Annotated in this window: 22 protein-coding genes and 2 tRNA genes; 23 read left to right on the forward strand and 1 reads right to left on the reverse strand. The window is 67.3% G+C overall.

The features are described 5' to 3' along the window. The first annotated feature begins 332 nt into the window (after positions 1-332). The 3 genes from accD (at position 333) to NUG20_RS08180 (ending at position 3,769) form a co-directional block, all read left to right on the forward strand. Positions 333-1,223: an acetyl-CoA carboxylase, carboxyltransferase subunit beta gene (gene accD / locus NUG20_RS08170; RefSeq protein WP_263397862.1), complete on the forward strand. Its 891-nt coding sequence runs from the start codon at positions 333-335 to the stop codon at positions 1,221-1,223. A 142-nt stretch (positions 1,224-1,365) separates the two neighbouring features. After that, complete coding sequence (gene glmM / locus NUG20_RS08175; protein ID WP_263397863.1) at positions 1,366-2,715, forward strand: phosphoglucosamine mutase; 1,350 nt, start codon at positions 1,366-1,368, stop codon at positions 2,713-2,715. A gap of 115 nt (positions 2,716-2,830) precedes the next feature. Further along, a complete protein-coding gene (locus NUG20_RS08180) occupies positions 2,831-3,769 on the forward strand; it encodes an isopenicillin N synthase family dioxygenase (RefSeq protein ID WP_263397864.1) in 939 nt (312 codons plus the stop codon). 117 nt (positions 3,770-3,886) lie between these two features. Here the strand turns inward: NUG20_RS08180 and NUG20_RS08185 are convergent, their stop codons facing one another. Further along, positions 3,887-4,684, reverse strand: coding sequence for an SDR family NAD(P)-dependent oxidoreductase (locus NUG20_RS08185; protein WP_263397865.1), 798 nt, complete (start codon positions 4,682-4,684; stop codon positions 3,887-3,889). Between the two features lie 111 nt (positions 4,685-4,795). On the opposite strand from NUG20_RS08185, the gene tpiA reads away from it, so the two are divergent. From tpiA to nusA, 20 genes are all read left to right on the forward strand, one after another. Next, on the forward strand, positions 4,796-5,548 hold the full coding sequence (gene tpiA / locus NUG20_RS08190) for a triose-phosphate isomerase (RefSeq protein ID WP_263397866.1): 753 nt from the start codon (positions 4,796-4,798) through the stop codon (positions 5,546-5,548). Between the two features lie 67 nt (positions 5,549-5,615). Then, entirely contained in the window at positions 5,616-6,050 is a 435-nt protein-coding gene (gene secG / locus NUG20_RS08195) for a preprotein translocase subunit SecG (RefSeq protein WP_263397867.1), read from the forward strand. Between the two features lie 48 nt (positions 6,051-6,098). Next, positions 6,099-6,183, forward strand: a tRNA-Leu gene (locus NUG20_RS08200). A 107-nt stretch (positions 6,184-6,290) separates the two neighbouring features. Continuing rightward, complete coding sequence (locus tag NUG20_RS08205) at positions 6,291-6,647, forward strand: NADH-quinone oxidoreductase subunit A (protein WP_263397868.1); 357 nt, start codon at positions 6,291-6,293, stop codon at positions 6,645-6,647. Further along, positions 6,638-7,192, forward strand: coding sequence for a NuoB/complex I 20 kDa subunit family protein (locus tag NUG20_RS08210; protein WP_003467428.1), 555 nt, complete (start codon positions 6,638-6,640; stop codon positions 7,190-7,192). The genes NUG20_RS08205 and NUG20_RS08210 overlap by 10 nt, the downstream gene beginning before the upstream one ends. 34 nt (positions 7,193-7,226) lie before the next feature. Further along, on the forward strand, positions 7,227-7,976 hold the full coding sequence (locus NUG20_RS08215) for an NADH-quinone oxidoreductase subunit C (protein WP_263397869.1): 750 nt from the start codon (positions 7,227-7,229) through the stop codon (positions 7,974-7,976). Next, positions 7,973-9,280, forward strand: coding sequence for an NADH-quinone oxidoreductase subunit D (locus NUG20_RS08220; protein WP_263397870.1), 1,308 nt, complete (start codon positions 7,973-7,975; stop codon positions 9,278-9,280). The genes NUG20_RS08215 and NUG20_RS08220 overlap by 4 nt, the downstream gene beginning before the upstream one ends. A gap of 157 nt (positions 9,281-9,437) precedes the next feature. Next, complete coding sequence (nuoE, locus tag NUG20_RS08225; protein ID WP_184411164.1) at positions 9,438-9,965, forward strand: NADH-quinone oxidoreductase subunit NuoE; 528 nt, start codon at positions 9,438-9,440, stop codon at positions 9,963-9,965. 5 nt (positions 9,966-9,970) lie between these two features. Next, positions 9,971-11,314 (forward strand): NADH-quinone oxidoreductase subunit NuoF, encoded by a 1,344-nt coding sequence (nuoF, locus tag NUG20_RS08230; RefSeq protein ID WP_263397871.1) that lies wholly within the window; start codon positions 9,971-9,973, stop codon positions 11,312-11,314. Further along, positions 11,311-13,563: an NADH-quinone oxidoreductase subunit NuoG gene (nuoG, locus tag NUG20_RS08235; RefSeq protein ID WP_263397872.1), complete on the forward strand. Its 2,253-nt coding sequence runs from the start codon at positions 11,311-11,313 to the stop codon at positions 13,561-13,563. The genes nuoF and nuoG overlap by 4 nt, the downstream gene beginning before the upstream one ends. After that, positions 13,560-14,651, forward strand: a complete 1,092-nt coding sequence (gene nuoH / locus NUG20_RS08240; protein ID WP_263397873.1) for an NADH-quinone oxidoreductase subunit NuoH — start codon at positions 13,560-13,562, stop codon at positions 14,649-14,651. Before nuoG ends, nuoH begins: the two co-directional genes overlap by 4 nt. 3 nt (positions 14,652-14,654) lie before the next feature. Further along, positions 14,655-15,143 carry an NADH-quinone oxidoreductase subunit NuoI gene (nuoI, locus tag NUG20_RS08245; protein WP_263397874.1) on the forward strand — a complete coding sequence of 163 codons (489 nt, stop codon included), beginning with the start codon at positions 14,655-14,657 and terminating at the stop codon, positions 15,141-15,143. Positions 15,144-15,152: 9 nt separating this feature from the next. Then, positions 15,153-15,806, forward strand: a complete 654-nt coding sequence (locus NUG20_RS08250) for an NADH-quinone oxidoreductase subunit J (RefSeq protein WP_263397875.1) — start codon at positions 15,153-15,155, stop codon at positions 15,804-15,806. Then, positions 15,803-16,108, forward strand: a complete 306-nt coding sequence (nuoK, locus tag NUG20_RS08255; protein WP_145700751.1) for an NADH-quinone oxidoreductase subunit NuoK — start codon at positions 15,803-15,805, stop codon at positions 16,106-16,108. The genes NUG20_RS08250 and nuoK overlap by 4 nt, the downstream gene beginning before the upstream one ends. Positions 16,109-16,115: 7 nt before the next feature. Then, entirely contained in the window at positions 16,116-18,293 is a 2,178-nt protein-coding gene (gene nuoL, locus NUG20_RS08260; RefSeq protein ID WP_263397876.1) for an NADH-quinone oxidoreductase subunit L, read from the forward strand. Between the two features lie 20 nt (positions 18,294-18,313). Then, positions 18,314-19,816, forward strand: a complete 1,503-nt coding sequence (locus tag NUG20_RS08265) for an NADH-quinone oxidoreductase subunit M (RefSeq protein WP_263397877.1) — start codon at positions 18,314-18,316, stop codon at positions 19,814-19,816. 37 nt (positions 19,817-19,853) lie between these two features. Then, positions 19,854-21,329, forward strand: coding sequence for an NADH-quinone oxidoreductase subunit NuoN (gene nuoN / locus NUG20_RS08270; protein WP_263398420.1), 1,476 nt, complete (start codon positions 19,854-19,856; stop codon positions 21,327-21,329). A 209-nt stretch (positions 21,330-21,538) separates the two neighbouring features. Then, positions 21,539-21,615: transfer RNA gene (locus NUG20_RS08275), tRNA-Met, on the forward strand. A 207-nt stretch (positions 21,616-21,822) separates the two neighbouring features. After that, positions 21,823-22,476, forward strand: coding sequence for a ribosome maturation factor RimP (gene rimP, locus NUG20_RS08280; protein WP_263397878.1), 654 nt, complete (start codon positions 21,823-21,825; stop codon positions 22,474-22,476). Beyond that, entirely contained in the window at positions 22,473-23,984 is a 1,512-nt protein-coding gene (gene nusA, locus NUG20_RS08285) for a transcription termination factor NusA (RefSeq protein WP_263397879.1), read from the forward strand. The genes rimP and nusA overlap by 4 nt, the downstream gene beginning before the upstream one ends. Positions 23,985-24,049: the final 65 nt, after the last annotated feature.

The raw sequence follows: 24,049 nt of genomic DNA on the forward strand, positions 1-24,049 counted from the left end.
ATTTTTAGGGACAAGGGTGGGCTGCGTGGCTTGGCCCGTTCTTCGCCGTTGCGCCGGCATCTCGGCTTGGCCAGCATCCATGGCCGGACGCTTCACGGCACGCGCGCCAATGGCGCGCATGTCGTGCCTCCCCGCTCCGCCCGGAGCGGGGAGGCACGGCTCCTCTGACATGCGAGGCGATTGCGCGCCGGCAACGGGCAGGGATGTTGCGGCGCATCAACCGGTGTGGTGCTGCGGCTCGCGTAATCTCGTTGCGGCGCGATATCTAGCACCGCGCTAGACTGTCGCCCCTTGGCGGCCCGGTGGGCCGCGCGACTGGATCGTCATTCCGCATGAGTTGGCTCAGCAAATTGATGCCCTCCGGCATCCGCACCGATAGCACGCCCAGCAAGAAGCGCAGCGTCCCCGAAGGCCTGTGGGAGAAATGCCCCAACTGCAGCGCCGTGCTGTACCGGCCGGAGCTGGAGGAGAACCTGGAGGTGTGCCCGAAGTGCGGCCACCACATGGCGATCCGCGCGCGCGCGCGGCTGGCGGCGCTGTTCGACCCGGACACCACGCCGACCGAGATCGGCGCGCGCCTGGGCCCGACCGACGCGCTGAAGTTCAAGGACCAGAAGAAGTACAGCGAACGCATCAAGATCTCGCAGAAGAGCACCGGCGAGTACGACGCGCTGATCGCGATGCAGGGCCTGCTCAAGGCGCAGCCGCTGGTCGCCGCCTCGTTCGACTTCGCCTTCATGGGCGGATCGATGGGTTCGGTGGTCGGCGAGCGCTTCGCGCTGGCCGCGGAGACCGCGCTGCAGATCGGCGCGCCGTTCGTGTGCTTCTCCGCCAGCGGCGGCGCGCGCATGCAGGAAGGCCTGTTGTCGCTGATGCAGATGGCCAAGACCTCGGCCGCGCTCGGGCGCCTGCGCGAGGCCGGCCTGCCGTACGTGTCGGTGCTGACCCACCCGACCACCGGCGGCGTCTCGGCCAGCTTCGCCATGCTCGGCGACATCAACATCGCCGAACCGCACGCGCTGATCGGCTTCGCCGGCCCGCGGGTGATCGAACAGACCGTGCGCGAGACCCTGCCGGAAGGCTTCCAGCGCTCGGAGTTTCTGCTCGAGCACGGCGCCATCGACCAGATCTGCGACCGCCGCGAACTGCGCGACCGCCTGTCCGAACTGCTGGCGATGATGATGCGGCAGCCGGCACCGGCGAAGACCGAGGTGGTGGTATGACGGTCGGGACCCGGGACTCGGGACTCGGGACTCGTGGCCCGGCGCAACGGACGTATTGCGCGGCAGGTGCTCATTTCTCTGGATCCCTGGATGTCTCCGGCTTTGACCGAGTCCCGGGTCCCGAGTCCCGAGTCCCGCAGCGATGAGCCCCCGCAAATACTTCGGTACCGACGGCATTCGCGGCCGGGTCGGGCAGGGCGCGATTTCCGCCGATTTCGTGATGCGCCTGGGCAATGCGCTGGGCCGCGTGCTCGGCGCCGGCAGCGCAGGCAATGCGCGGCCGACGGTGGTGATCGGCAAGGACACGCGGATTTCCGGCTACATGTTCGAATCGGCGCTGGAGGCCGGACTGGTCGCCGCCGGTGCCGACGTGCAATTGCTCGGGCCGATGCCGACGCCGGCGGTGGCGTTCCTGACCCGCACGCTCGGCGCCGACGCCGGCATCGTGATCAGCGCCTCGCACAATCCGCACTACGACAATGGCATCAAGTTCTTCTCCGCCGAGGGCGAGAAGCTCGACGACACCACCGAAAGCGCGATCGAGGCGGCGCTCGATGCGCCGTTCGCCACCGTGGAATCCGAGCGCCTGGGCAAGGCGATGCGCGCGCGCGATGCGATCGGCCGCTACATCGAGTTCTGCAAGGCCAGCGTGCCGCGCGGCTTCGACCTGCGCGGGCTGAAAGTGGTGCTGGACTGCGCGCACGGCGCGACCTACCACATCGCGCCGCTGCTGTTCCGCGAACTGGGCGCCGAGGTGATCGCGATCGGCGCCGCGCCGGACGGGCTCAACATCAACGCCGGGGTCGGCTCGATGCACATCGACAACCTCGCCAGCAACGTGCGCCAGCATGGCGCGCAGCTGGGCATCGCCTTCGACGGCGATGGCGACCGCGTGCTGATGGCCGACGACCAGGGCAATCCGGTCGACGGCGACGACCTGCTGTACGTGCTGGCGCGCGGCTGGCAGGCCAGCGGCCGCCTGCGCGGGCCGGTGGTCGGCACGCTGATGACCAACTACGGGCTGGAAAAGGCCCTGGCCGCGCTGCAGTTGCCGTTCCTGCGGGTCAAGGTCGGCGACCGCTACGTGCACCAGGCGCTGGTCGAGCAGGGCGGCGTGCTCGGCGGCGAGACCTCCGGGCACATGCTGTGCCTGGATCGCGCCACTACCGGCGACGCTATCGTCAGCGCGCTGCAGGTGCTGGAAGTGCTCAAGCGCTCGCGGCAGAGCCTGCGCGAGGCGCTGCAGGGCCTGGACAAGGTGCCGCAGAAGACCGTCAACGTGCGCCTGCAGCAGGGCGCGCGCCCGGCCGAGGCGGCGAGCGTGCAGGCCGCGCTGGCCGCGGCGCAGGCGGCGGTGCGGGGGCGCGGGCGCGCGTTCCTGCGCCCGTCCGGCACCGAGCCGGTGGTGCGGGTCACGGTCGAGGCCGACGACGCCACGCTGATGCAGGACACGCTGGAACGACTCGCCGAGGCGGTCCGTGACGCGGCGTGAGTCGCTCGCCATCGCCGTTGCGGTGGTCATCGCCAAGATGGCCACCTTCTACCTGCTGTACCGCCTGCTGATCTGATCGCGGCGTTTCCCTTTCACGACGACTACGGTTTCCGCCATGACTGCGCGCATCCCCACCCTGGACATCACCCGCTTCGACACAGACCGCGACGCCTTCGTCGCCGAACTGGGCGCGGCCTACCGCGAGTGGGGCTTCGCCGGCATCCGCAACCACGGCATCGCGCAGGCGCAGATCGATGCGGCCTACGGCGTGTTCAAGGCGTTCTTCGCGCTGCCCGAGGACGTCAAGCGCAAGTACCACCTGCCGGGCAGCGGCGGCGCGCGCGGCTACACCGCCTTCGGCGTGGAAACCGCCAAGGACTCCAAGCACTTCGACCTGAAGGAGTTCTGGCACATCGGCCGCGAGATCCCCGACGATTCCAGGTACCGCGACGCCATGCCGCCGAACCTGTGGCCGAGCGAGGTGCCGGGCTTCCGCGAGCACGGCTACGGCCTGTACCAGGCGCTGGACCAGCTCGGCGCGCGCGTGCTGGCCGCGCTGGCGCTGCACATCGGCCTGCCCGAGCACTACTTCGCCGACAAGACCGACTCGGGTAATTCGATCCTGCGCCCGATCCACTACCCGCCGATCACCGCCGACGACATCCCCAACGTGCGCGCCGGCGCGCACGAGGACATCAACCTGATCACCCTGCTGGTCGGCGCCAGCGCCGCCGGGCTGGAGGTCAAGTCGCAGCAGGGCGAGTGGGTGCCGTTCACCTCCGACGCCGACACCATCGTGGTCAACATCGGCGACATGCTGCAGCGCTTGACCAACCACGTGTATCCCTCGACCACCCACCGCGTGGTCAACCCGCCGGGCGAACAGGCGCGCCAGCCGCGCTACTCGGTGCCGTTCTTCCTGCATCCGAACCCGGATTTCCTGATCGACGTGCTGCCGTCTTGCGTCAGCGCCGACAACCCCAGCCGCTATCCCGAGCCGATCACCGCGCAGGGCTATCTGGAAGAGCGGTTGCGCGAGATCAAGCTGAAATAGCAGGGATTGGGGATTCGGGATTGGGGATTCGCAAGAGCGGGTTCCCGCGTTGCATTTGTGTCCGGCGCGTACGTCCCGCCTTTGCGAACCCCCAATTCCGAATCCCCAATCCCGGCTTCACAACGGCCTGATCCGCTGCGAGCCGCGGCGCATCAGCCGCAGCAGCAGGGCGTTCGGCAGCAGCGCGACCAGGCTCAGCAGGGCGCGGTAGAACAGCCCCGGCACCACCCGCACGCGGCCGTGTTCGGCGCCGTCGATGCCGGCGCGCGCGACCGCGTCGGCGTGTAGCCAGGCCCAGCGTGGCAGCTTGTCCATCTGCGCGCGGGTGCCGGTCACGTCGTGGAATTCGGACCAGGTGAAGCCTGGGCACAGCGCGCAGACCTTGACCCCGCGGTCGGCGTTCTCCAGCGCCAGCGATTCGCTGAAGCGCAGCATGAAGCTCTTCGCCGCCGCGTACAGGGTCTGCCCGTCGGCGCCGGGCACCAGCGCGGCGAACGAGGCGACGTTGAGGATGCGGCCGTGGCCGCTGGCGCGCAGTGCCGGCAGCAGGCGCCAGGTCAGCTCGCAGACCGCGCCGACCATCACCTGCAGGAACGCGGCGTGGGTGGCCCAGTCGCTGTCGGGAAAGCGCCCCGGCACGCCATAGCCGGCGTTGTTGACCAGGATCCGCACCGCCAGGCCGCGCCGTTCCAGTTCGGCCACCAGCGCGGCCGGTGCCGCCGGGTCGGCCAAGTCGGCGACCACAATCTGCACCGGCACCTGCGCGCGCAGTTCCTCGGCCAGCGCCTGCAATAGCGCCTCGCGCCGCGCGCTGAGGATCAGCGGCACGCCGCGGCGGGCGTATTCGCGGGCGATCTCGCGGCCGATGCCGCTGGAGGCGCCGGTGATCAGGGCATGGCCGGAGGGCTGGGGCATGGCGGTCTCGCAGGGGATCGGCGGCGGGCGGGGAGGGTGGGCAGCCGGCGGAGCCGGGTCTAACCGCGCATCGGCTATCCTTTCGGCACTTTTTCGCCGGAGAACGCGCCGATGCGACGCAAGATCGTAGCCGGAAACTGGAAGCTGCACGGCAACCGCCATTTCGCCACCGCGCTGGTGCAGGAGGTGGCCGCGGGCCTGCCTGCCGCCGGCGTGGAGGTGGTGATCCTGCCGCCGCTGCCCTACCTGGGCGACCTGATCGAGGATTTCGAGGGCCATGCGCTGCGCTTCGGCGCGCAGGACGTGAGCAGCAACGAGAAGGGCGCCTACACCGGTGAGGTGTCGGCGGCGATGCTGGTCGACGTCGGTGCCGAATACGGCTTGGTCGGGCATTCGGAGCGGCGCCAGTACCACGCCGAGAGCAGCGAACTGGTTGCGCGCAAGTTCGCCGCCGCGCTGCACGCCGGGTTGATTCCGATCCTGTGCGTGGGCGAGACCCTGGAGCAGCGCGAGGCCGGCCAGACTGAATCGGTCATCGCCGCGCAGCTGGCGCCGGTGCTGGCGCTGGTCGGCGTGCAGGGCTTCGCCAAGGCCGTGGTCGCCTACGAGCCGGTCTGGGCGATCGGCACCGGGCGCACCGCCAGCCCGGCCCAGGCGCAGGCGGTGCACGCGTTCATCCGTGGCGAAGTCGCCGCCCACGATGCTAGAATCGCTGATTCGCTGCCGCTCCTGTATGGGGGCAGCGTCAAGCCCGACAACGCCGCGGAGCTGTTCGCACAGCCGGATGTCGATGGAGGGCTGGTCGGCGGCGCATCGTTGGTCGCCGAGGAATTCCTGGCCATCGCGCGCGCGGCGGCCCGTTAACCGAACGGTCGCCGCGGTGGCGGCCGCTCGCTACTCAAGTCGTACTTAAGTCCGGACGGATTTCGAAATGCTGATGGTCATCCTCAATGTGGTCTACGTGCTGGTGGCGATCGCGATGATCGCGCTGATCCTGATGCAGCGCGGTTCCGGCGCGGCGGCGGGTTCGGGGTTCGGCGCGGGCGCGTCCGGCACCGTGTTCGGATCGCGCGGCGCGTCCAACTTCCTGTCCAAGTCGACCAAGTGGCTGGCGGTGGTGTTCTTCGCCATCAGCCTGTTCATGGCCTGGTATGCCGGCCACAGCGCGCGCCCGGCGGCCGAGGCCAACCTCGGCGTGATGTCGCAGGCCGCGACCCCGGCCCCGGCCGCGCCGGCCGGCGAGCTGCAGATCCCGCAGGCGCCGGCGTCGACCGCGCCGGCCGCCGCACCCGCCGTTGCGCCGCCCGCGCCGCAGGCGCCGGAAAATGCACAACAAAAGTCGCCTGCCCCGTCGCAGAAAGACTGAAGACGGTTACAATATGTTGCGCGGCGGGATGCCGCGCGCGATACGCAAGCCCAGGTGGCGGAATTGGTAGACGCACTACCTTGAGGTGGTAGCGACTTAGGTCGTAGGGGTTCGAGTCCCCTCTTGGGCACCATTGTTTGGCTACGGTTTCTACGCGGGAACGTCACGTCCCTGCCTGGAGAATCGTCTATCCCATGCCTGCGCGGCACGCGCGCGGGCACAGGCAAGAGAGAATTGCGAGTGCTGGCCGAATATTTGCCGACCCTGCTGTTTCTGATCGTGGCCACCGGAATCGGCGTCGCGCTGATGCTGGTGGGACGGTTCCTCGCTCCCCGGCGCCCGGACCTGAAGAAGCTCTCGCCCTACGAGTGCGGCTTCGAGGCGTTCGAAGACGCGCGCATGAAGTTCGACGTGCGCTACTACCTGATCGCGATCCAGTTCATCGTCTTCGATCTGGAAATCATCTTCATCGTGCCGTGGACGCAGGTGTTCATGGACCTGGGCGCTCGCTCCCTGGTCACCATGGGCCTGTTCGTCGGCATGCTGTTCCTCGGTTTTATCTACGTGTGGAAGAAGGGAGCGCTGGAATGGGAGTGATTCAGACCCTGGATCGCCTGATGACCAACCCGATCCCGGAAGGGCGGGTCGACGACATCCTGCGTCCCGAAGGCGAGAACCCGTTGCTCGAGAAGGGCTACGTGACCACCAGCGTCGATGCGCTGCTGAACTGGGCACGCACCGGCTCGATGTGGCCGATGACCTTCGGCCTGGCCTGCTGCGCGGTCGAGATGATGCACGCCGGCGCCGCGCGCCTGGACCTGGACCGCTACGGCGTGGTGTTCCGTCCGTCGCCGCGCCAGTCCGACGTGATGATCGTCGCCGGCACCCTGGTCAACAAGATGGCCCCGGCGCTGCGCAAGGTCTACGACCAGATGCCCGACCCGAAGTGGGTGATCTCGATGGGCAGCTGCGCCAACGGCGGCGGCTACTACCACTATTCGTACTCGGTGGTGCGCGGTTGCGACCGCATCGTGCCGGTGGACATCTACGTCCCGGGCTGCCCGCCGACCGCCGAAGCGCTGGTCTACGGCATCTTGCAGCTGCAGAAGAAGATCTGGCGAACCCAGACCATCGCGCGCTGATTCCTCTTACTTCTTAAGAGCACGCCAAGCCCCCATGGCAGAGCAAGCATCTTCCTTTAGCGACCGACTCGGCGCCCGTTTTCCCGGCAGCCAGGTGTTCGTGGTCCTCCCGCGTGGCGAAGTCACCCTGGAAGTGCCGGCCGACGCCTGGCACGCCACCTGCCTGGCGCTGCGCGACGAGTTCGGTTTCGAACAGTTGTCCGACCTGTGCGGCGTGGACTACCTGGGCTACGGCAGCGACGAGTGGGATACCGCCGACGTGTCGTCGCAAGGCTTCAGCCGTGGCGTCGAAGGCAAGGGCATGGGCCGTTTCGGTTGGGGCGAGTTCCCCAGCGGCGAGACCGCCGGCGACATCCAGCCGTTGCCGGTGCCGCTGCAGCGCTATGCGGTGCTGGCGCAGCTGATGTCCTACCGCCACAACCAGCGCCTGCGCGTGCGCTGCTATGCGCCGAACGAAGATCTGCCGGTGGTGGCCTCGGTCACCGACATCTGGCCGGGCGCGAACTGGTTCGAGCGCGAGGCGTTCGACCTGTTCGGCGTGGTCTTCGCCGGCCATCCGGACCTGCGCCGCATCCTCACCGACTACGGCTTCGTCGGCCATCCGTTCCGCAAGGACTTCCCGCTGATCGGCAACGTCGAAGTGCGCTACGACGAAGAGAAGCAGCGTGTGATCTACGAACCGGTGACCTCGGTGGAGCCGCGCGTCGGCGTGCCGCGGGTGATCCGCGACGATGCGCGCTACCAGACCGCCGCAGGCGAAGCACAGAAGGAGCCCGCCAAGTGAGCGAGTACCAGCAGGCGCACGATGGGTTCGCCAGCAGTCCTGCCGAGAGCAAGCAGGAGATCCGCAACTACACGATGAACTTCGGCCCGCAGCATCCGGCCGCGCATGGCGTGTTGCGCCTGATCCTGGAAATGGACGGCGAGACCGTGGTCCGCGCCGATCCGCATATCGGCCTGCTGCACCGTGGCACCGAGAAGCTGGCCGAGTCCAAGCCGTTCAACCAGTCGATCGGCTATATGGACCGCCTCGACTACGTGTCGATGATGTGCAACGAGCACGCCTACGTGCGCGCGATCGAGACCCTGATGGGGATCGAGGCGCCGGAGCGCGCGCAGTACATCCGCACCCTGTTCGACGAGATCACCCGCATCCTGAACCACCTGATGTGGGTCGGCTCCAACGGCCTGGACCTGGGCGCGATGGCGGTGATGCTGTACGCGTTCCGCGAGCGCGAAGAGCTGATGGACTGCTACGAAGCGGTCTCCGGCGCGCGCATGCACGCGACCTACTACCGGCCCGGCGGCGTCTACCGCGACCTGCCGGACCGCATGCCCAAGTACAAGGAATCGCGCTGGCACAAGGGCAACGCGCTGAAGCGGCTCAATGCCGCGCGCGAAGGGTCGATGCTCGACTTCCTGGAAGACTTCACCAGCACGTTTCCGGGTCGGGTCGACGAGTACGAAACCCTGCTCACCGACAACCGCATCTGGAAGCAGCGCACCGTCGGCATCGGCGTGGTCACCCCGGAGCAGGCCTATGGCTGGGGCATGACCGGCGCGATGCTGCGCGGCTCGGGCATCGAATGGGACCTGCGCAAGAAGCAGCCGTACGCCAAGTACGACGCGGTGGATTTCGACATCCCGGTCGGCACCAACGGCGACTGCTACGACCGCTACCTGGTGCGCGTGGCCGAGATGCGCGAATCCAACCGCATCATCCAGCAGTGCGTGAAGTGGCTGAGGGCCAACCCCGGGCCGGTGATGGTCGAGAACTTCAAGGTGGCGCCGCCCAAGCGCGCCGACATGAAGGACGACATGGAAGCGTTGATCCATCACTTCAAGCTGTTCAGCGAAGGCTATTGCGTGCCGGCCGGCGAGACCTACTGCGCGGTCGAAGCGCCGAAGGGCGAGTTCGGTTGCTACTTGTCTTCCGACGGCGCCAACAAACCGTTCCGCGTGCACCTGCGTGCGCCGGGCTTCGCCCATCTGTCGTCGATGGACGCGATCGTGCGCGGGCACATGCTGGCCGACGTGGTGGCGATGATCGGCACCTACGACCTGGTGTTCGGCGAGGTGGATCGATGAAGCCGGGACTCGGGACTCGGGACTCGGGACTCGGCGAAGCCGGGTCTGCGCTGGTCTTTTCTGTAAACGCGGTTGTTCTTTCTCATGGTTCGGACACTGCCGGACGCGGGCTCTTGCGAGTCCCCGGTCCCCAGTCCCGAGTCCCGGAGTTCCACGCATGAAAGCGACAGGTAATTTCGAAGCGGCGCGCGACGTCGATCCGATGGTGGTGCTGAGCGACAAGACGCGCGCGCACATCGATCACTGGCTGGCCAAGTTCCCGCCGGACCGCAAGCGCTCGGCCGTGCTGCAGGGCCTGCACGCCGCGCAGGAGCAGAACCAGGGCTGGCTGACCGACGAGCTGATCGCCGGCGTGGCCAAGTACCTGGAGCTGCCGCCGGTGTGGGCCTACGAGGTCGCCAGCTTCTACTCGATGTTCGAGACCGAGAAGGTCGGCCGCAACAACGTCGCCTTCTGCACCAACATCAGCTGCTGGCTCAACGGCGCCGAGGACCTGGTCGCGCATGCGGAGAAGAAGCTCGGCTGCAAGCTGGGCCAGTCCACCGCCGACGGTCGCGTCTACCTCAAGCGCGAAGAAGAATGCCTGGCCGGTTGCGCCGGCGCGCCGATGATGGTGATCAACGGCCACTATCACGAGCACTTGACCAAGGACAAGGTCGACGCGCTGCTGGACGGGTTGGAGTAACGGCAATGGCACAGCATCCCCACGCTCCCACCGGTCCGGTCGGCCCCGCGCCGCTGCCGCACCAGGTGGTGTACACCACGCTGCACTACGACATTCCGTGGTCGTACGAGAGCTACCTGAAGACCGGTGGCTACGCCGCCCTGCGCAAGATCCTCGAAGAGAAGATCGCGCCGGAGCAGGTGATCGAGATGGTCAAGCAGTCGAACCTGCGCGGCCGCGGCGGCGCAGGCTTCCCGACCGGCCTGAAGTGGTCGTTCATGCCCAAGGGCGCGCCGCAGAAGTACATCCTGTGCAACTCGGACGAGTCCGAGCCCGGCACCTGCAAGGACCGCGACATCCTGCGCTACAACCCGCATTCGGTGGTCGAGGGCATGGCCATCGCCTGCTACGCCACCGGCAGCACGGTGGCCTACAACTACCTGCGCGGCGAGTTCCACCACGAGCCGTTCGAACATTTCGAGCAGGCCCTGGCCGATGCCTACGCCAACGGCTGGCTGGGCAAGAACGTGCTCGGCAGCGGCGTGGACATCGACATCTACGGCGCGCTCGGCGCCGGCGCCTACATCTGCGGCGAAGAGACCGCGCTGATGGAGTCGCTGGAAGGCAAGAAGGGCCAGCCGCGCTACAAGCCGCCGTTCCCGGCCAACTTCGGCCTGTACGGCAAGCCGTCGACGATCAACAACACCGAGACCTACGCCTCGGTGCCGGCGATCATCCGCAACGGCCCGGAATGGTTCCTGGGCCTGAGCAAGACCAAGAACGGCGGACCGAAGATCTTCTCGGTGTCCGGCTGCGTGCAGAAGGGCGGCAACTTCGAGGTGCCGCTGGGCACCACCTTCGACGAACTGCTGGAGATGGCCGGCGGCCTGAAGCCGGGCCGCACGCTCAAGGGCGCAGTGCCCGGCGGCGTGTCGATGCCGGTGCTCAAGGCCGAGCAGCTCAAGGGCCTGCAGATGGACTACGACACCCTGCGCGCGCTGGGCACCGGCCTGGGCTCGGGCGCCATCGTGGTGCTCGACGACAGCGTGTGCTGCGTCAAGTTCGCCTGCCGCATCTCGCAGTTCTTCCACAAGGAATCCTGCGGCCAGTGCACCCCGTGCCGCGAGGGCACCGGCTGGATGCACCGCGTGCTGGAGCGCATCGTCGCCGGCAAGGCCACGATGGAAGACCTGCACCAGCTGAGGACGGTGGCCGGCCAGATCGAAGGCCACACCATCTGCGCGTTCGGCGAAGCGGCGGCATGGCCCATCCAGGGCTTCCTGCGCCAGTTCTGGGACGAATTCGAGTACTACATCGTCAACGGTCATTCGATGGTTGACGGCAAGAAGCTGGAGGCAGCCGCCGCATGAGCGCGCAACCCAACAATCCTGGCGCGACCCCGGCCGTGGTGCCGGAGGGACACGTGACCGTCGAGATCGACGGCCAGTCCCTGGTGGTGCCCAAGGGCTCGATGATCATCCAGGCCGCCGACAAGGCCGGGATCCCGATCCCGCGCTTCTGCTACCACGAGAAGCTGCCGATCGCGGCCAACTGCCGCATGTGCCTGGTCGACGTGGAGAAGTCGCCGAAGCCGTCGCCCGCGTGCGCCACGCCGGTGATGGACGGCATGAAGGTCGCCACGCGCAGCGAGAAGGCGCTGAAGTACCAGCGCAGCGTGATGGAATTCCTGCTGATCAACCACCCGCTGGATTGCCCGATCTGCGATCAGGGTGGCGAGTGCGAACTGCAGGACGTATCGCTGGGCTACGGCCGCTCGGTCAGCCGCTTCAACGAGCGCAAGCGCGTGGTGCCGGACGAGGACATCGGTCCGCTGGTCGCCACCGAGATGACCCGCTGCATCCAGTGCACCCGCTGCGTGCGCTTCACCGCCGACATCGCCGGGACCTACGAACTGGGCGGCATGTACCGCGGCGAGAACCTGCAGATCGGCACCTACGACGGCAAGCCGCTGACCACCGAGCTGTCCGGCAACGTGGTCGACGTGTGCCCGGTCGGCGCGCTGACCAACAAGGTGTTCCAGTTTCGCGCCCGTCCGTGGGAGCTGGTGGCGCGTGAGTCGGTGGGCTACCACGACGCGATGGGCTCCAACCTGTTCCTGCACGTGCGCCGCGGCGAAGTGCTGCGCACCGTGCCGCGCGAGAACGACGCGGTCAACGAATGCTGGCTGTCCGACCGCGACCGCTATTCGCACCAGGGCCTGTACGCCGAGGACCGCGCGTTGCGCCCGCTGCGCAAGATCGACGGGCAGTGGCGCGAAGTGCCGTGGGCCGAGGCGCTCGCCGCCGCCGCCGAGATCCTCAAGGCCAACCGTGGCGACGCGCTCGGCGTGCTCGCGCATCCGGCCACCTCGAACGAGGAAGGGGCGCTGCTGGCGCGTCTGGCCGACGGCCTGGACAGCGGCAACATCGACCATCGCCTGCACAACCGCGACTTCTCCGACGCCGCGCTGGCCGAACCGTTCGCCCTGCCGCTGGCGGAGATCGAACAGGCCGACGTGGTGGTGATCCTGGGCAGCAACCTGCGCCACGAACTGCCGCTGCTGCACGCCCGCATCCGCAAGGCGCAGATGCAGCGCCAGACCAAGGTGTATTCGATCAACCCGGTCGATTTCGATTTCGCCTTCAACCAGGCCGGCCGCCAGATCGTGGCGCCGTCCAGGTTCGCCGAGGCCCTGGCCGATGGCGCGCTGCGCGAGGCGGTGCAGGGTGCGACGGGGCGCACGGTGCTGATCGTCGGTGCGCTGGCCGAGAACCATCCGCAGGCGGCCGAACTGCGTGCCGCCGCGCGCGACTTCGCCGCGGCCACCGGCGCGGCGCTGTGCCGCATCCCGCAAGGCGCCAACGCGCTGGGCCTGGTGCGCTACGGCGTGCTGCCGCGTGCGCGCAACGCCGCGGCGATGCTGGCCGAGCCGCGCAGCGCGTATCTGCTGTACGGCGTCGAGCCGGGCCTGGACTTCGCCGACGCCGCCGCGGCGCGCACCGCGCTGGCCGGGGCCAAGGTGGTGGCGTTCAGCCATTTCGCCTGCGCCTCCACCCGCGACGTGGCCGACGTAATCCTGCCGATCGGCGCATTGCCGGAGATCGAGGCGACGCTGACCAACCTCAGCGGCAGCGAGCAGCGCACCCGTGCCGGCGGCAAGCTGCCGGGCGAGGCCCGTGAGGGCTGGCGCGTGCTGCGCGCGCTCGGCGGCGAACTGGGCCTGGGCGGTTTCGAATTCATCGACCTGGCCGGGCTGCGCGCCGGGCTGCAGCCGGTCGAGGTCGCCGCGGCGGCGTCGGCGCAGCCGGCGCGGCAGGACGACGGTCTGGAACTGGCGGCGAGCCCGGCGATCTACCGCACCGATGCGGTGGTGCGGCGCGCCCAAGCGCTGCAGCAGCATCCGCTGAACCAGGCGCCGAGCCTGGCGCTGCACCCGGACGACGCCGCCCGGCTCGGCCTGGCCGCAGGGCAGGTGGTCAAGGTCGGTACCGCGGCGGGCAGCGCGACGCTGCCGCTGGTGACGGACAAGCGGGTCGCGCCGGGCGCGGCCTGGGTTGAAACGGGCCACGGCGCGACCGCGCCGCTGGGTGCCGGTCGGGTGACGGTGGTGGCTGCATGAACGAGATGCTGTTGAACGTGGTCGACCCGCTGCACCAGTGGTTCGTCGGCCTGGGCGCGATCGGCGTGATCCTGTGGATCGTGCTGAAGATCCTGCTGATCGCCATGCCGGTGATCATCTCGGTGGCGTTCTACGTGGTCTGGGAGCGCAAGCTGATCGGCTGGATGCACGTGCGCCACGGGCCGATGTACGTGGGCATGGGCATCTTCCAGGCCTTCGCCGATGTGTTCAAGCTGCTGTTCAAGGAGATCATCCAGCCCAGCAGCTCGCACAAGGCGATGTTCGTGATCGCGCCGCTGATCACCCTGGCGCCGGCGTTCGCGGCCTGGGCGGTGGTGCCGTTCGACGCCAAGCTGGTGCTGTCCAACGCCAATGCCGGCCTGCTGTACCTGCTGGCGATGACCTCGCTGGGCGTGTACGGCATCATCCTGGCCGGCTGGGCGTCCAACTCCAAGTACGCGTTCCTGGGCGCGATGCGCTCGGCCGCGCAGGTGGTCAGCTACGAGATCGCGATGGGCTTCGCCCTGGTCGGGGTGATGATCGCCGCCGGCAGCCTCAACCTGAGCACGATCGTGGCCGCGCAGGCCGGCAACTCCGGCTTCTTCGACTGGTTCCTGGTGCCGCTGTTCCCGCTGTTCATCGTGTACTGGGTGTCCGGCGTGGCCGAGACCAACCGCGCGCCGTTCGACGTGGTCGAGGGCGAGTCGGAAATCGTCGCCGGGCACATGGTCGAGTATTCCGGCGGCGCGTTCGCGCTGTTCTTCCTGGCCGAATACGCCAGCATGATCCTGGTCAGCTTCCTGGTCTCGATCTTCTTCCTGGGCGGCTGGCTGAGCCCGATCCAAGGCTGGGTCACGGCGGACATCTCGCCGTGGGTCAACTGGATCTGGACCGGCGGCTGGCCGTGGCTGCTGATGAAGGTGTTGTTCTTCGCCAGCGCCTACATCTGGTTCCGCGCCAGCTTCCCGCGCTACCGCTACGACCAGATCATGCGGCTGGGCTGGAAGGTGTTCATCCCGCTGACGATCGTGTGGATCGCGGTGACGGCATTGATGGTGTTCTACGGCGTGATCCAGAAGGGCGTGTAAGCGATGAATAAAGTCACCCATTACTTCAAGAGCCTGCTGCTGCTGGAGCTGCTCGGCGGCCTGTGGCTGACCCTGAAGTACACGTTCCGTCCCAAGTACACCGTGCTGTACCCGATGGAGAAGTTCCCGCAGTCGGTGCGCTTCCGCGGCCTGCATGCGCTGCGCCGCTATCCCAACGGCGAGGAACGCTGCATCGCCTGCAAGCTGTGCGAGGCGGTGTGCCCGGCGCTGGCGATCACCATCGATTCGACCAAGCGCGAGGACGGCACCCGCCGCACCACCCGCTACGACATCGACCTGTTCAAGTGCATCTACTGCGGTTTCTGCGAGGAGAGCTGCCCGGTCGATTCGATCGTGGAGACCCACGTGCTCGAGTACCACTTCGAGAAGCGCGGCGAGAACATCGTCACCAAGCCGCAGCTGCTGGCGATCGGCGACCGGCTCGAAGCCGAGATCGCCGAGCGCCGCGCCGCCGACGCTCCCTTCCGCTGAGGTCCTGAAATGGATTGGGTAAATATCGCTTTCTGGATCTTCGCCACCATCGCCGCGGTCTCCGCCGGCGCGGTGATCAGCGTGCGCAACTCCGTGTACGCGGTGCTGTGCCTGATCCTGACCTTCTTCTCCATCGCCTGCGTGTGGCTGCTGGTGGGCGCCGAGTTCCTCGGCGTGACCCTGGTGCTGGTCTACGTCGGCGCGGTGATGGTGTTGTTCCTGTTCGTGGTGATGATGCTCGACATCGATACCGCGCGGCTGCGCCAGGGCTGGGTACGCTACCTGCCGGTCGGGCTGATCGTGGCGGTGGCGATGCTGGTGCAGATGGTCACCCTGATCGGGGTCAAGGCGCGCACCGCCACCCCGTTCCCGGCCGACAACGCCGCCGCGCAGGCCGCCGACACCTCCAACATCGCGTGGCTGGCCAAGGTCCTGTTCACCGAGTTCCTGCTGCCGTTCGAGTTCGCCGCGATCATCCTGACCGTGGCGGTGGTGGCGGCGGTGATGCTGACCCTGCGCAAGCGCACCGGCATCAAGACCCAGAATCCCGGCGACCAGGCGCGGGTCAAGGCCGGCGACCGCTTGCGCATCGTCAAGATGGATGCCGAGAAACCCACGCTGTACACCCCCCCGGCCGCGGCACCGCAGGAGGGCCAGCCATGATCACCCTAGGCCACCTGTTGGCGCTCGGCGCGGTGCTGTTCTGCATCAGCATGGCCGGCATCTTCCTCAACCGCAAAAACGTCATCGTGCTGCTGATGTCGATCGAGCTGATGCTGCTGTCGGTCAACATCAACTTCGTGGCGTTCTCGCGCGAACTCGGCGACGCCGCCGGTCAGCTGTTCGTGTTCTTCATCCTGACCGTGGCCGCGGCCGAGGCCGCCATCGGCCTCGCGATCCTGGTGACGCTGTTCCGTACCCGCCACACGATCAACGTGGCCGAAGTCGATTCGCTGAAGGGCTGACCCGTAGATGGAAATCACTCTCTCCAAGAGTCTGCTGATCGCCGTGGTGCTCGCGCCGCTGCTCGGCAGCATCATCGCCGGCCTGTTCGGCCGCCAGGTCGGCCGCAAGGGCGCCCAGCTGGTCACCATCCTCGGCGTGGCGGTCAGCTGCGCGCTGTCGTGCTGGACGCTGTACCAGCTGGTCGGGCAGGGCGCCGCGCCGTTCAACCAGAACGTCTACACCTTCTTCGAGGTCGGCCACTATTCGGCCCACGTCGGCTTCATGGTCGACCGGCTGACCGCGATGATGATGGTGGTGGTGACCTTCGTGTCGCTGCTGGTGCACGTCTACACCATCGGCTACATGGCCGACGATCCGGGCTACCAGCGCTTCTTCAGCTACATCTCGCTGTTCACCTTCTCGATGCTGAGCCTGGTGATGAGCAACAACTTCCTGCAGCTGTTCTTCGGCTGGGAAGCGGTGGGCCTGGTTTCGTACCTGCTGATCGGCTTCTGGTTCAAGCGCCCGAGCGCGGTGTTCGCCAACATGAAGGCGTTCCTGGTCAACCGCGTTGGCGACTTCGGCTTCATCCTCGGCATCGCCGGCGTGCTGCTGTGGTTCGGCACGCTCGACTACGCCACCGTGTTCGCCAACGCCACCGCGGTGCTCGGCAGCGAAGCCGCCGGCGGCCTGGCCCAGGTGCAGCTGTTCCAGGGCCACCCGTGGAACGTGGCGACGATCATCTGCATCTGCCTGTTCATCGGCGCCATGGGCAAGTCGGCGCAGGTGCCGCTGCACGTGTGGCTGCCCGACTCGATGGAAGGCCCGACCCCGATCTCGGCGCTGATCCATGCCGCGACCATGGTCACCGCCGGCATCTTCATGGTGGCGCGCATGTCGCCGCTGTTCGAACTGTCCGAGACCGCGCTGAACTTCGTGCTGTTCATCGGCGCCACCACCGCGTTCTTCACCGGCCTGATCGGCATCGTGCAGAACGACATCAAGCGCGTGGTCGCCTACTCGACGCTGTCGCAGCTGGGCTACATGACCGTGGCGCTGGGCGTGTCGGCGTACTCGGCGGCGGTGTTCCATCTGATGACCCACGCCTTCTTCAAGGCACTGCTGTTCCTGGCCGCCGGCTCGGTGATCATCGGCATGCACCATGAGCAGGACATGCGCAAGATGGGCGGCCTGCGCAAGTACATGCCGGTCACCTACTGGACCAGCGTGATCGGTACCCTGGCCCTGGTCGGCACCCCGTTCTTCGCCGGCTTCTATTCCAAGGACACGATCATCGAGGCGGCCGCGCACCATGCGCACGAATCGCACAACTGGATCGCGACCTACGGCTACTGGGCGGTGCTCGGCGGCGTGCTGGTCACCAGCTTCTACAGCTTCCGCCTGCTGTTCCTGACCTTCCACGGCAAGGAACGCTTCCGCGACGCGGATGCGCACGCGGTGCACGCGCACCACGACAGCGCGCACACCGACGCCGAGGTGCAGGCCCATGCGCACGACGCGCATGCCCATGACGACCATGCGCACGACGACCACGGTCATGGCCACGGCGCGCACGAACCGCACGAGTCGCCGTGGGTGGTGACGGTGCCGCTGGTGCTGCTGGCGATCCCGTCGATCGCGATCGGCTTCTTCACCATCGGCCCGATGCTGTTCGGCACCGACTGGGCCGGGCATCACGCCGCGGTGGCGATCAAGGGCCAGGCGCTGGGCTTCTTCAGCGGCATCGTCGACTTCTACAACCCGGCGCGCGACAGCGTCGGCGCGCTGGCCGAGGAGTTCCACGGTCCGGTCGCGTTCGCGCTGCACGGCCTGACCCAGCCGCCGTTCTTCCTGACCGTGGCCGGTTTCGCCCTGGCCTGGATTCTGTACCTGTGGAAGCCCGAACTGGCGGCCAAGGCGCGCAAGACTTTCTCGCTGCCGGTGTGGGTGCTGGAGAACAAGTACGGTTTCGACAAGCTCTGGATCAACGGCTTCGCCGGCGGCGGTCTCGGCCTGGGCAAGGTGTCGCGTGCGGTGGATACGCATGTCGTGGACGGCGTCATGGTCAACGGCACCGCGCGCGTGATCGACCTGGCGGCCAACCTGCTGCGTCGCACGCAATCCGGTTTCCTCTATCACTACGCCTTCGCGATGATCATCGGTCTCATTGCCCTGTTGGGCGTGCTGATGCATTTCTGGCGTTGACCTGTACGGAATAAGAACACGTGTCGAACTGGCCCCTACTTACTATCCTGATCTGGCTGCCGATCCTCGGCGGCGCGCTGATCCTCGCGTTGCGCGACGCCAAGGCGGCACGCTGGGCGTCGCTGCTGGTCGCGTTGCTGACCTTCGCGTTGAGCCTGCCGCTGCTCACCGGCTTCGACTACGCCAGCGATGCGCTGCAGTTCGTCGAGACCCATGCGTGGATCCCGGCGTACGACATCGGCTACAACCTCGGTGCCGACGGCATCGCGGTCGCGCTGATCGTGCTGACCACGCTGGTCACGGTGCTGGCGCTGATCGGCGCCTGGACCTCGATCGAGAAGCGGGTCAACCAGTACGTGGCCGCGTTCCTGATCCTGGAAGGCGTCACCGTCGGCATCTTCGCCGCCACCGACGCGATGCTGTTCTACGTGTTCTTCGAGGCGATGCTGATCCCGATGTTCCTGATCATCGGCATCTGGGGCGGCCCACGCCGCATCTACGCCGCGGTCAAGTTCTTCCTGTACACCTTCCTCGGCTCGGTGCTGATGCTGGTCGGGTTGATCTACCTGTACCTGAAGGGCGGCAGCTTCCAGCTCGCCGACCTGTACCAGCTGTCGCTGACCGCCAAGGAGCAGACCTGGCTGTTCTTCGCGTTCCTGATCGCGTTCGCGGTCAAGGTGCCGATGTTCCCGGTGCATACCTGGCTGCCGGACGCGCACGTCGAGGCGCCGACCGCCGGTTCGGTGATCCTGGCCGCGATCGCGCTGAAGATCGGTGGCTACGGCTTCCTGCGCTTCAACCTGCCGATCCTGCCCGACGCCAGCAACGAGTGGGCCTGGCTGGTGATCGCGCTGTCGCTGATCGCGGTGATCTACGTCGGCCTGGTCGCGCTGGTGCAGGAGGACATGAAGAAGCTGATCGCCTATTCGTCGATCGCGCACATGGGCTTCGTCACCCTCGGCACCTTCGTCGCCTTCGCCCTGGTCGGCTTCGGCAGCACCGACGCGGCGCGTCTGGGCCTGCAGGGCGCAATGGTGCAGATGATCTCGCACGGCTTCGTGTCCGGCGCGATGTTCTCCTGCGTCGGCGTGCTCTACGACCGCATGCACACCCGCCGCATCGCCGACTACGGCGGCGTGGCCAACGTGATGCCGTGGTTCGCCGCGTTCGCGATGCTGTTCTTCATGGCCAACGCCGGCCTGCCGGGGACCAGCGGCTTCGTCGGCGAGTTCATGGTGATCATGGCCAGCTTCCAGGCGCACCCGCTGCTCGCCTTCGCCGCGGCGACCACCCTGGTGATCACCGCCGCCTATACCCTGTGGCTGTACCGCCGCGTGTTCTTCGGCGAAGTGGCCAACGCGCACGTGGCCGAGCTGAAGGACATCAACGGCCGCGAGGCGCTGGTGCTGGGCGTGTTCGCGGTGGGCGTGCTGGCCCTGGGCCTGTATCCGAAGCCGCTGACCGACCTGATGGAACCCTCGATCGCAAAGCTGGCGGCGCAGATCGCCACCAGCAAGCTGTAATCGGGCCGTCGAGCGAAATGATTCCAGAGATTTGATGATGACCACCCCTGCGCTACTGCCCCTGACCGCCGTCGACCTGCCGCCCCTGCTCCCCGAGCTGGTGCTGACCGCCGGCGCCTTCGCCCTGCTGATGCTCGATCTGTTCATCAGCGAGCGCAACAAGGTCTGGACCCACATCGTCTCGGTCGCGATTTTGGTCGCGGTGTTCGCGATGCTGCTCGCCGGCGTGGGCGGGCAGGGCGAGGTGTTCAACGGCATGTTCGTGCGCGACGCCGCAGCCGACGTGATGAAGACGGTGATCGTCGGGCTCAGCGCGCTGACCCTGATCTACGGCTGGAGCTACCTGCGCGAGCGCAAGCTGTACCAGGGCGAGATTCCGGTGCTGGTGCTGTTCGCCACGGTCGGCATGATGATCCTGGTCTCGGCCGGCAGCCTGCTGATGGTCTACCTGGGCCTGGAACTGCTGGCGCTGTGCTCGTACGCGCTGGTCGCGTCGAACCGCGACAACGGCATGGCCACCGAGGCGGCGATGAAGTACATCGTGCTCGGCTCGCTGGCTTCGGGCCTGCTGCTGTACGGCATGTCGCTGATCTACGGCGCCACCGGCACGCTGAGCCTGACCGGCATCCACGAGGCGATCGGGTCCAGCCAGGAACGCACCCTGTTGCTGACCGGCACCATCTTCATGATCGCCGGCGTGGCGTTCAAGCTCGGCGCGGCGCCGTTCCACATGTGGCTGCCCGACGTGTACCAGGGCGCGCCGGCGCCGATCGCGCTGTTCATCAGCTCGGCGTCCAAGCTGGCCGCGTTCGGCATGGCCTACCGGCTGCTGGAAGTGGGCGTCGGCCCGCTGGCCGAGCAGTGGCACTGGGTGATCGGCGGGCTGGCCGCGCTGTCGCTGCTGGTCGGCAACCTGATGGCGCTGGCGCAGAGCAACCTCAAGCGCATGCTGGCGTATTCGACCGTCTCGCACATCGGCTTCCTGCTGCTCGGCGTGGCCGGCGGCGGCGAGCGCGGCTATGCGGCGGCGCTGTTCTACGCGATCTGCTACGCGGTGATGTCCACCGCCTCGTTCGGCGCGATCATCGCGATGTCGCGCAAGGGCTTCGAAGCCGAGCACATCGACGACTTCAAGGGCCTGAACGCGCGCAACCCGTGGATGGCGCTGCTGGTGCTGTGCATCATGGCCTCGCTGGCCGGCGTGCCGCCGTTCCTGGGCTTCTGGGCCAAGCTGGCGGTGCTAGGCGCGGTGGTCGCGGTGCCGACCGACAACCTGTGGTGGACCGGCCTGGCGATCCTGTCGGTGCTGTGCGCGGTGATCGGCGCGTTCTACTACCTGCGCGTGATCAAGGTGATGTATTTCGACGAGCCGGTCGGCGAGCCGTTGCCGGCCAACGACGACCGCGTGCTCGGCGTGGTGCTGGGGGTCAATTCGATCGGCCTGCTGGCGCTGGGCCTGGCCTGGAGCCCGCTGATGGCGTGGTGCCAGCGCGCCTTCGCGCACCTGGCCTGATCGCGCGAAAGCGCTGTTTTCAAGCCGTTTGCGACAACGCCGCCGTTTTGGCGGCGTTGTCGTTTGGGCATCGAGCGACGCTATCGCTATTCCGCAATCGGTCGCTTGCGGGTATCATGTCGCTCGAAGACCGGCGGCATCGCCACCGGGTCGGATGGAAAATCAGGGCTTGCAATCATCGCGCTGATTCTTCATAATTCCGCTTCTGCTGCGGGGTGGAGCAGTCTGGCAGCTCGTCGGGCTCATAACCCGAAGGTCGCAGGTTCAAATCCTGCCCCCGCTACCATATTTGTCTACAGCGGCAACCAGTGCATCGGTTGCCTGCGGTAGGGAAATCTGGGCTTCGCGAAGACGCATGTTCCCGTCTTTGCAACCGGAATCCAGCGTTACCGGAGTCGTACCGGATAAGGGGCCCAACGGGCCCTTTGTCGTTTCCGGGGTCCGGGAAAACCGCCAGGACCGATTCTCCATTCATTCTGATGCAAGGCAGGCTGTGAGCGACAAGGCAAACGAAATCGCGAATCTGCTGGGCCCGACCGTGGACGCGTTGGGCCTGGAGTTGCTGGGGGCGGAATACCTGCCGGCCTCGGGCGGCGCCACGCTGCGCCTGTATATCGACGTGCCGCTGGCCGAACAGCCCGAGCGCACCGTCAACATCGACGATTGCGAGCGGGTCAGCCGCGAAGTGTCGGCGCAGCTGGACGTGGAAGATCCGATCAGCGGCAACTACACGCTGGAAGTGTCCTCGCCCGGCGTGGACCGCCCGCTGTTCACCGCGGCGCAGTTCGCGCGCCACCAGGGCGAATCGGCCAAGGTGGTGCTGAAGCTGCCGCTGCAGGGCCGTCGCCGCCTGCAGGGGCGTATCGCCCAGGTCGACGTGGACGCCGGCCGCATCGTGTTCGAAGTCGATGGCGCCGAACTGGCGGTGGACTTCGACAATATCGACAAGGCGCGGATCCTGCCCGACTGGGCGGCGCTGGGCCTGGCTCCGACCAAGCCGGGCAAGGCGCCCAAGCAGCCGGGCAAGATGGCTCCCAAGCCCAAGCCCTTGCCCAAGCGCAAGCCGGCTGGCAAGACCGCAAAATCCAATAAGAAACCATCCAACGAACCGGCGGCCGACAAGGCTGCGCGCGGAGTGAAAGAATGAGCAAGGAACTGTTGCTGGTAGTCGACGCGGTGGCCAACGAAAAGGGCGTGCCGCGCGAAGTGATCTTCGACGCGATCGAGGCCGCACTGGCGTCGGCGGCGAAGAAGCGCTACCCCGATCAGGACGTGCTGACGCGCGTCACCATCGATCACAAGGACGGCAATTACGAAACCTACCGCCGCTGGGAAGTGGTGGCCGACGACGTGGTGATGGAATCGCCGGACCGGCAGATCCGCCTGATGGACGCGGTCGACGAGGCCGAGGGCGTGGACGTCGGCGACTACATCGAAGAGCAGATCGAGAACCCGGATTTCGGGCGCATCGCCGCGCAGGCCGCCAAGCAGGTGATCGTGCAGCGCGTGCGCGAGGCCGAGCGCCAGCAGGTGGTGGACGCGTGGAAGGATCGCGTCGGCGAACTGATCACCGGCGTGGTTAAGCGCGCCGAGCGCGGCAACATCTATGTCGACCTGGGCGGCAACGCCGAGGCCTTCATCCCCAAGGACAAGGGCATCCCGCGCGACGTGCTGCGCGCCGGCGACCGCGTCCGCGGCTACCTGGCCGAGGTGCGTTCGGAGCCGCGCGGCCCGCAGCTGTTCATCAGCCGCGCCGCGCCGGAATTCATGATCGAGCTGTTCAAGCTGGAAGTGCCGGAAGTGGGCCAGGGCCTGGTCGAGATCAAGGCCTGCGCGCGCGATCCCGGCGACCGCGCCAAGATCGCGGTGCTGGCGCACGACACCCGCACCGACCCGATCGGCGCCTGCATCGGCATGCGCGGTTCGCGCGTGCAGGCGGTGTCCAATGAGCTCAACGGCGAGCGCGTGGACATCGTGCTGTGGAACGACAACCCGGCCAACTTCGTCATCAACGCGATGGCGCCGGCGGAAGTGCAGTCGATCATCGTCGACGAAGAGAAGCACTCGATGGACCTGGCCGTGGCCGAGGACCGCCTGGCCCAGGCGATCGGCAAGGGCGGCCAGAACGTGCGTCTGGCCAGCCGCCTGACTGGGTGGCAGCTCAACGTGATGACCGCCGAGCAGGTCGCGGCCAAGTCCGAGGCCGAGCAGGCCGTCGCCCGCCAGCTGTTCATGGACAAGCTGGAAGTGGACGAGGAAATCGCCGCGATCCTGGTCGCCGAGGGCTTCAACTCGGTCGAGGAAATCGCCTACGTGCCGGTCGGCGAACTGCTGGCGGTGGAAGGCTTCGACGAGGACATCGTCGAGGAACTGCGGGCCCGCGCGCGCGATGCGCTGCTCAACGAGGCGCTGGCCGCCGAGGAAAGCGACGACAGCGGCGTGCCGACGGCGGACCTGTTGGCCCTGGAAGGCATGGACGAAGCCACCGCCTATGCGCTGGCCAGCCATGGCGTGCGGACCAGCGAGGACCTGTCGGATCTGGCCGCCGACGAAATCCTCGAGTTCGGCATCGAGGACCTGGACCAGGAGCGCGCCGCCGCGCTCATCCTGGCCGCCCGTGCCGAGGAGATCGCCCGATTGGAACGCGGCGAATGAGTCAGCGATGAATGCCGCCCTGAACCGATCAGGGCTTAGAATCCGCGCTACCTTCGCACGCGAGG

The sequence above is a fragment of the Xanthomonas sp. CFBP 8443 genome (assembly GCF_025666195.1).
Classification (GTDB): Bacteria; Pseudomonadota; Gammaproteobacteria; order Xanthomonadales; family Xanthomonadaceae; genus Xanthomonas_A.

Bases quoted from the DNA above. Each gene is read 5' to 3' on its own strand.
- accD (WP_263397862.1), top strand. From the start codon at position 333: ATGAGTTGGCTCAGCAAATTGATGCCCTCCGGCATCCGCACCGATAGC.
- glmM (WP_263397863.1), top strand. From the start codon at position 1,366: ATGAGCCCCCGCAAATACTTCGGTACCGACGGCATTCGCGGCCGGGTC.
- NUG20_RS08180 (WP_263397864.1), top strand. From the start codon at position 2,831: ATGACTGCGCGCATCCCCACCCTGGACATCACCCGCTTCGACACAGAC.
- NUG20_RS08185 (WP_263397865.1), bottom strand. From the start codon at position 4,684: ATGCCCCAGCCCTCCGGCCATGCCCTGATCACCGGCGCCTCCAGCGGC.
- tpiA (WP_263397866.1), top strand. From the start codon at position 4,796: ATGCGACGCAAGATCGTAGCCGGAAACTGGAAGCTGCACGGCAACCGC.
- secG (WP_263397867.1), top strand. From the start codon at position 5,616: ATGCTGATGGTCATCCTCAATGTGGTCTACGTGCTGGTGGCGATCGCG.
- NUG20_RS08210 (WP_003467428.1), top strand. From the start codon at position 6,638: ATGGGAGTGATTCAGACCCTGGATCGCCTGATGACCAACCCGATCCCG.
- NUG20_RS08215 (WP_263397869.1), top strand. From the start codon at position 7,227: ATGGCAGAGCAAGCATCTTCCTTTAGCGACCGACTCGGCGCCCGTTTT.
- nuoE (WP_184411164.1), top strand. From the start codon at position 9,438: ATGAAAGCGACAGGTAATTTCGAAGCGGCGCGCGACGTCGATCCGATG.
- nuoF (WP_263397871.1), top strand. From the start codon at position 9,971: ATGGCACAGCATCCCCACGCTCCCACCGGTCCGGTCGGCCCCGCGCCG.
- nuoG (WP_263397872.1), top strand. From the start codon at position 11,311: ATGAGCGCGCAACCCAACAATCCTGGCGCGACCCCGGCCGTGGTGCCG.
- nuoH (WP_263397873.1), top strand. From the start codon at position 13,560: ATGAACGAGATGCTGTTGAACGTGGTCGACCCGCTGCACCAGTGGTTC.
- nuoI (WP_263397874.1), top strand. From the start codon at position 14,655: ATGAATAAAGTCACCCATTACTTCAAGAGCCTGCTGCTGCTGGAGCTG.
- NUG20_RS08250 (WP_263397875.1), top strand. From the start codon at position 15,153: ATGGATTGGGTAAATATCGCTTTCTGGATCTTCGCCACCATCGCCGCG.
- nuoK (WP_145700751.1), top strand. From the start codon at position 15,803: ATGATCACCCTAGGCCACCTGTTGGCGCTCGGCGCGGTGCTGTTCTGC.
- nuoL (WP_263397876.1), top strand. From the start codon at position 16,116: ATGGAAATCACTCTCTCCAAGAGTCTGCTGATCGCCGTGGTGCTCGCG.
- nuoN (WP_263398420.1), top strand. From the start codon at position 19,854: ATGACCACCCCTGCGCTACTGCCCCTGACCGCCGTCGACCTGCCGCCC.
- nusA (WP_263397879.1), top strand. From the start codon at position 22,473: ATGAGCAAGGAACTGTTGCTGGTAGTCGACGCGGTGGCCAACGAAAAG.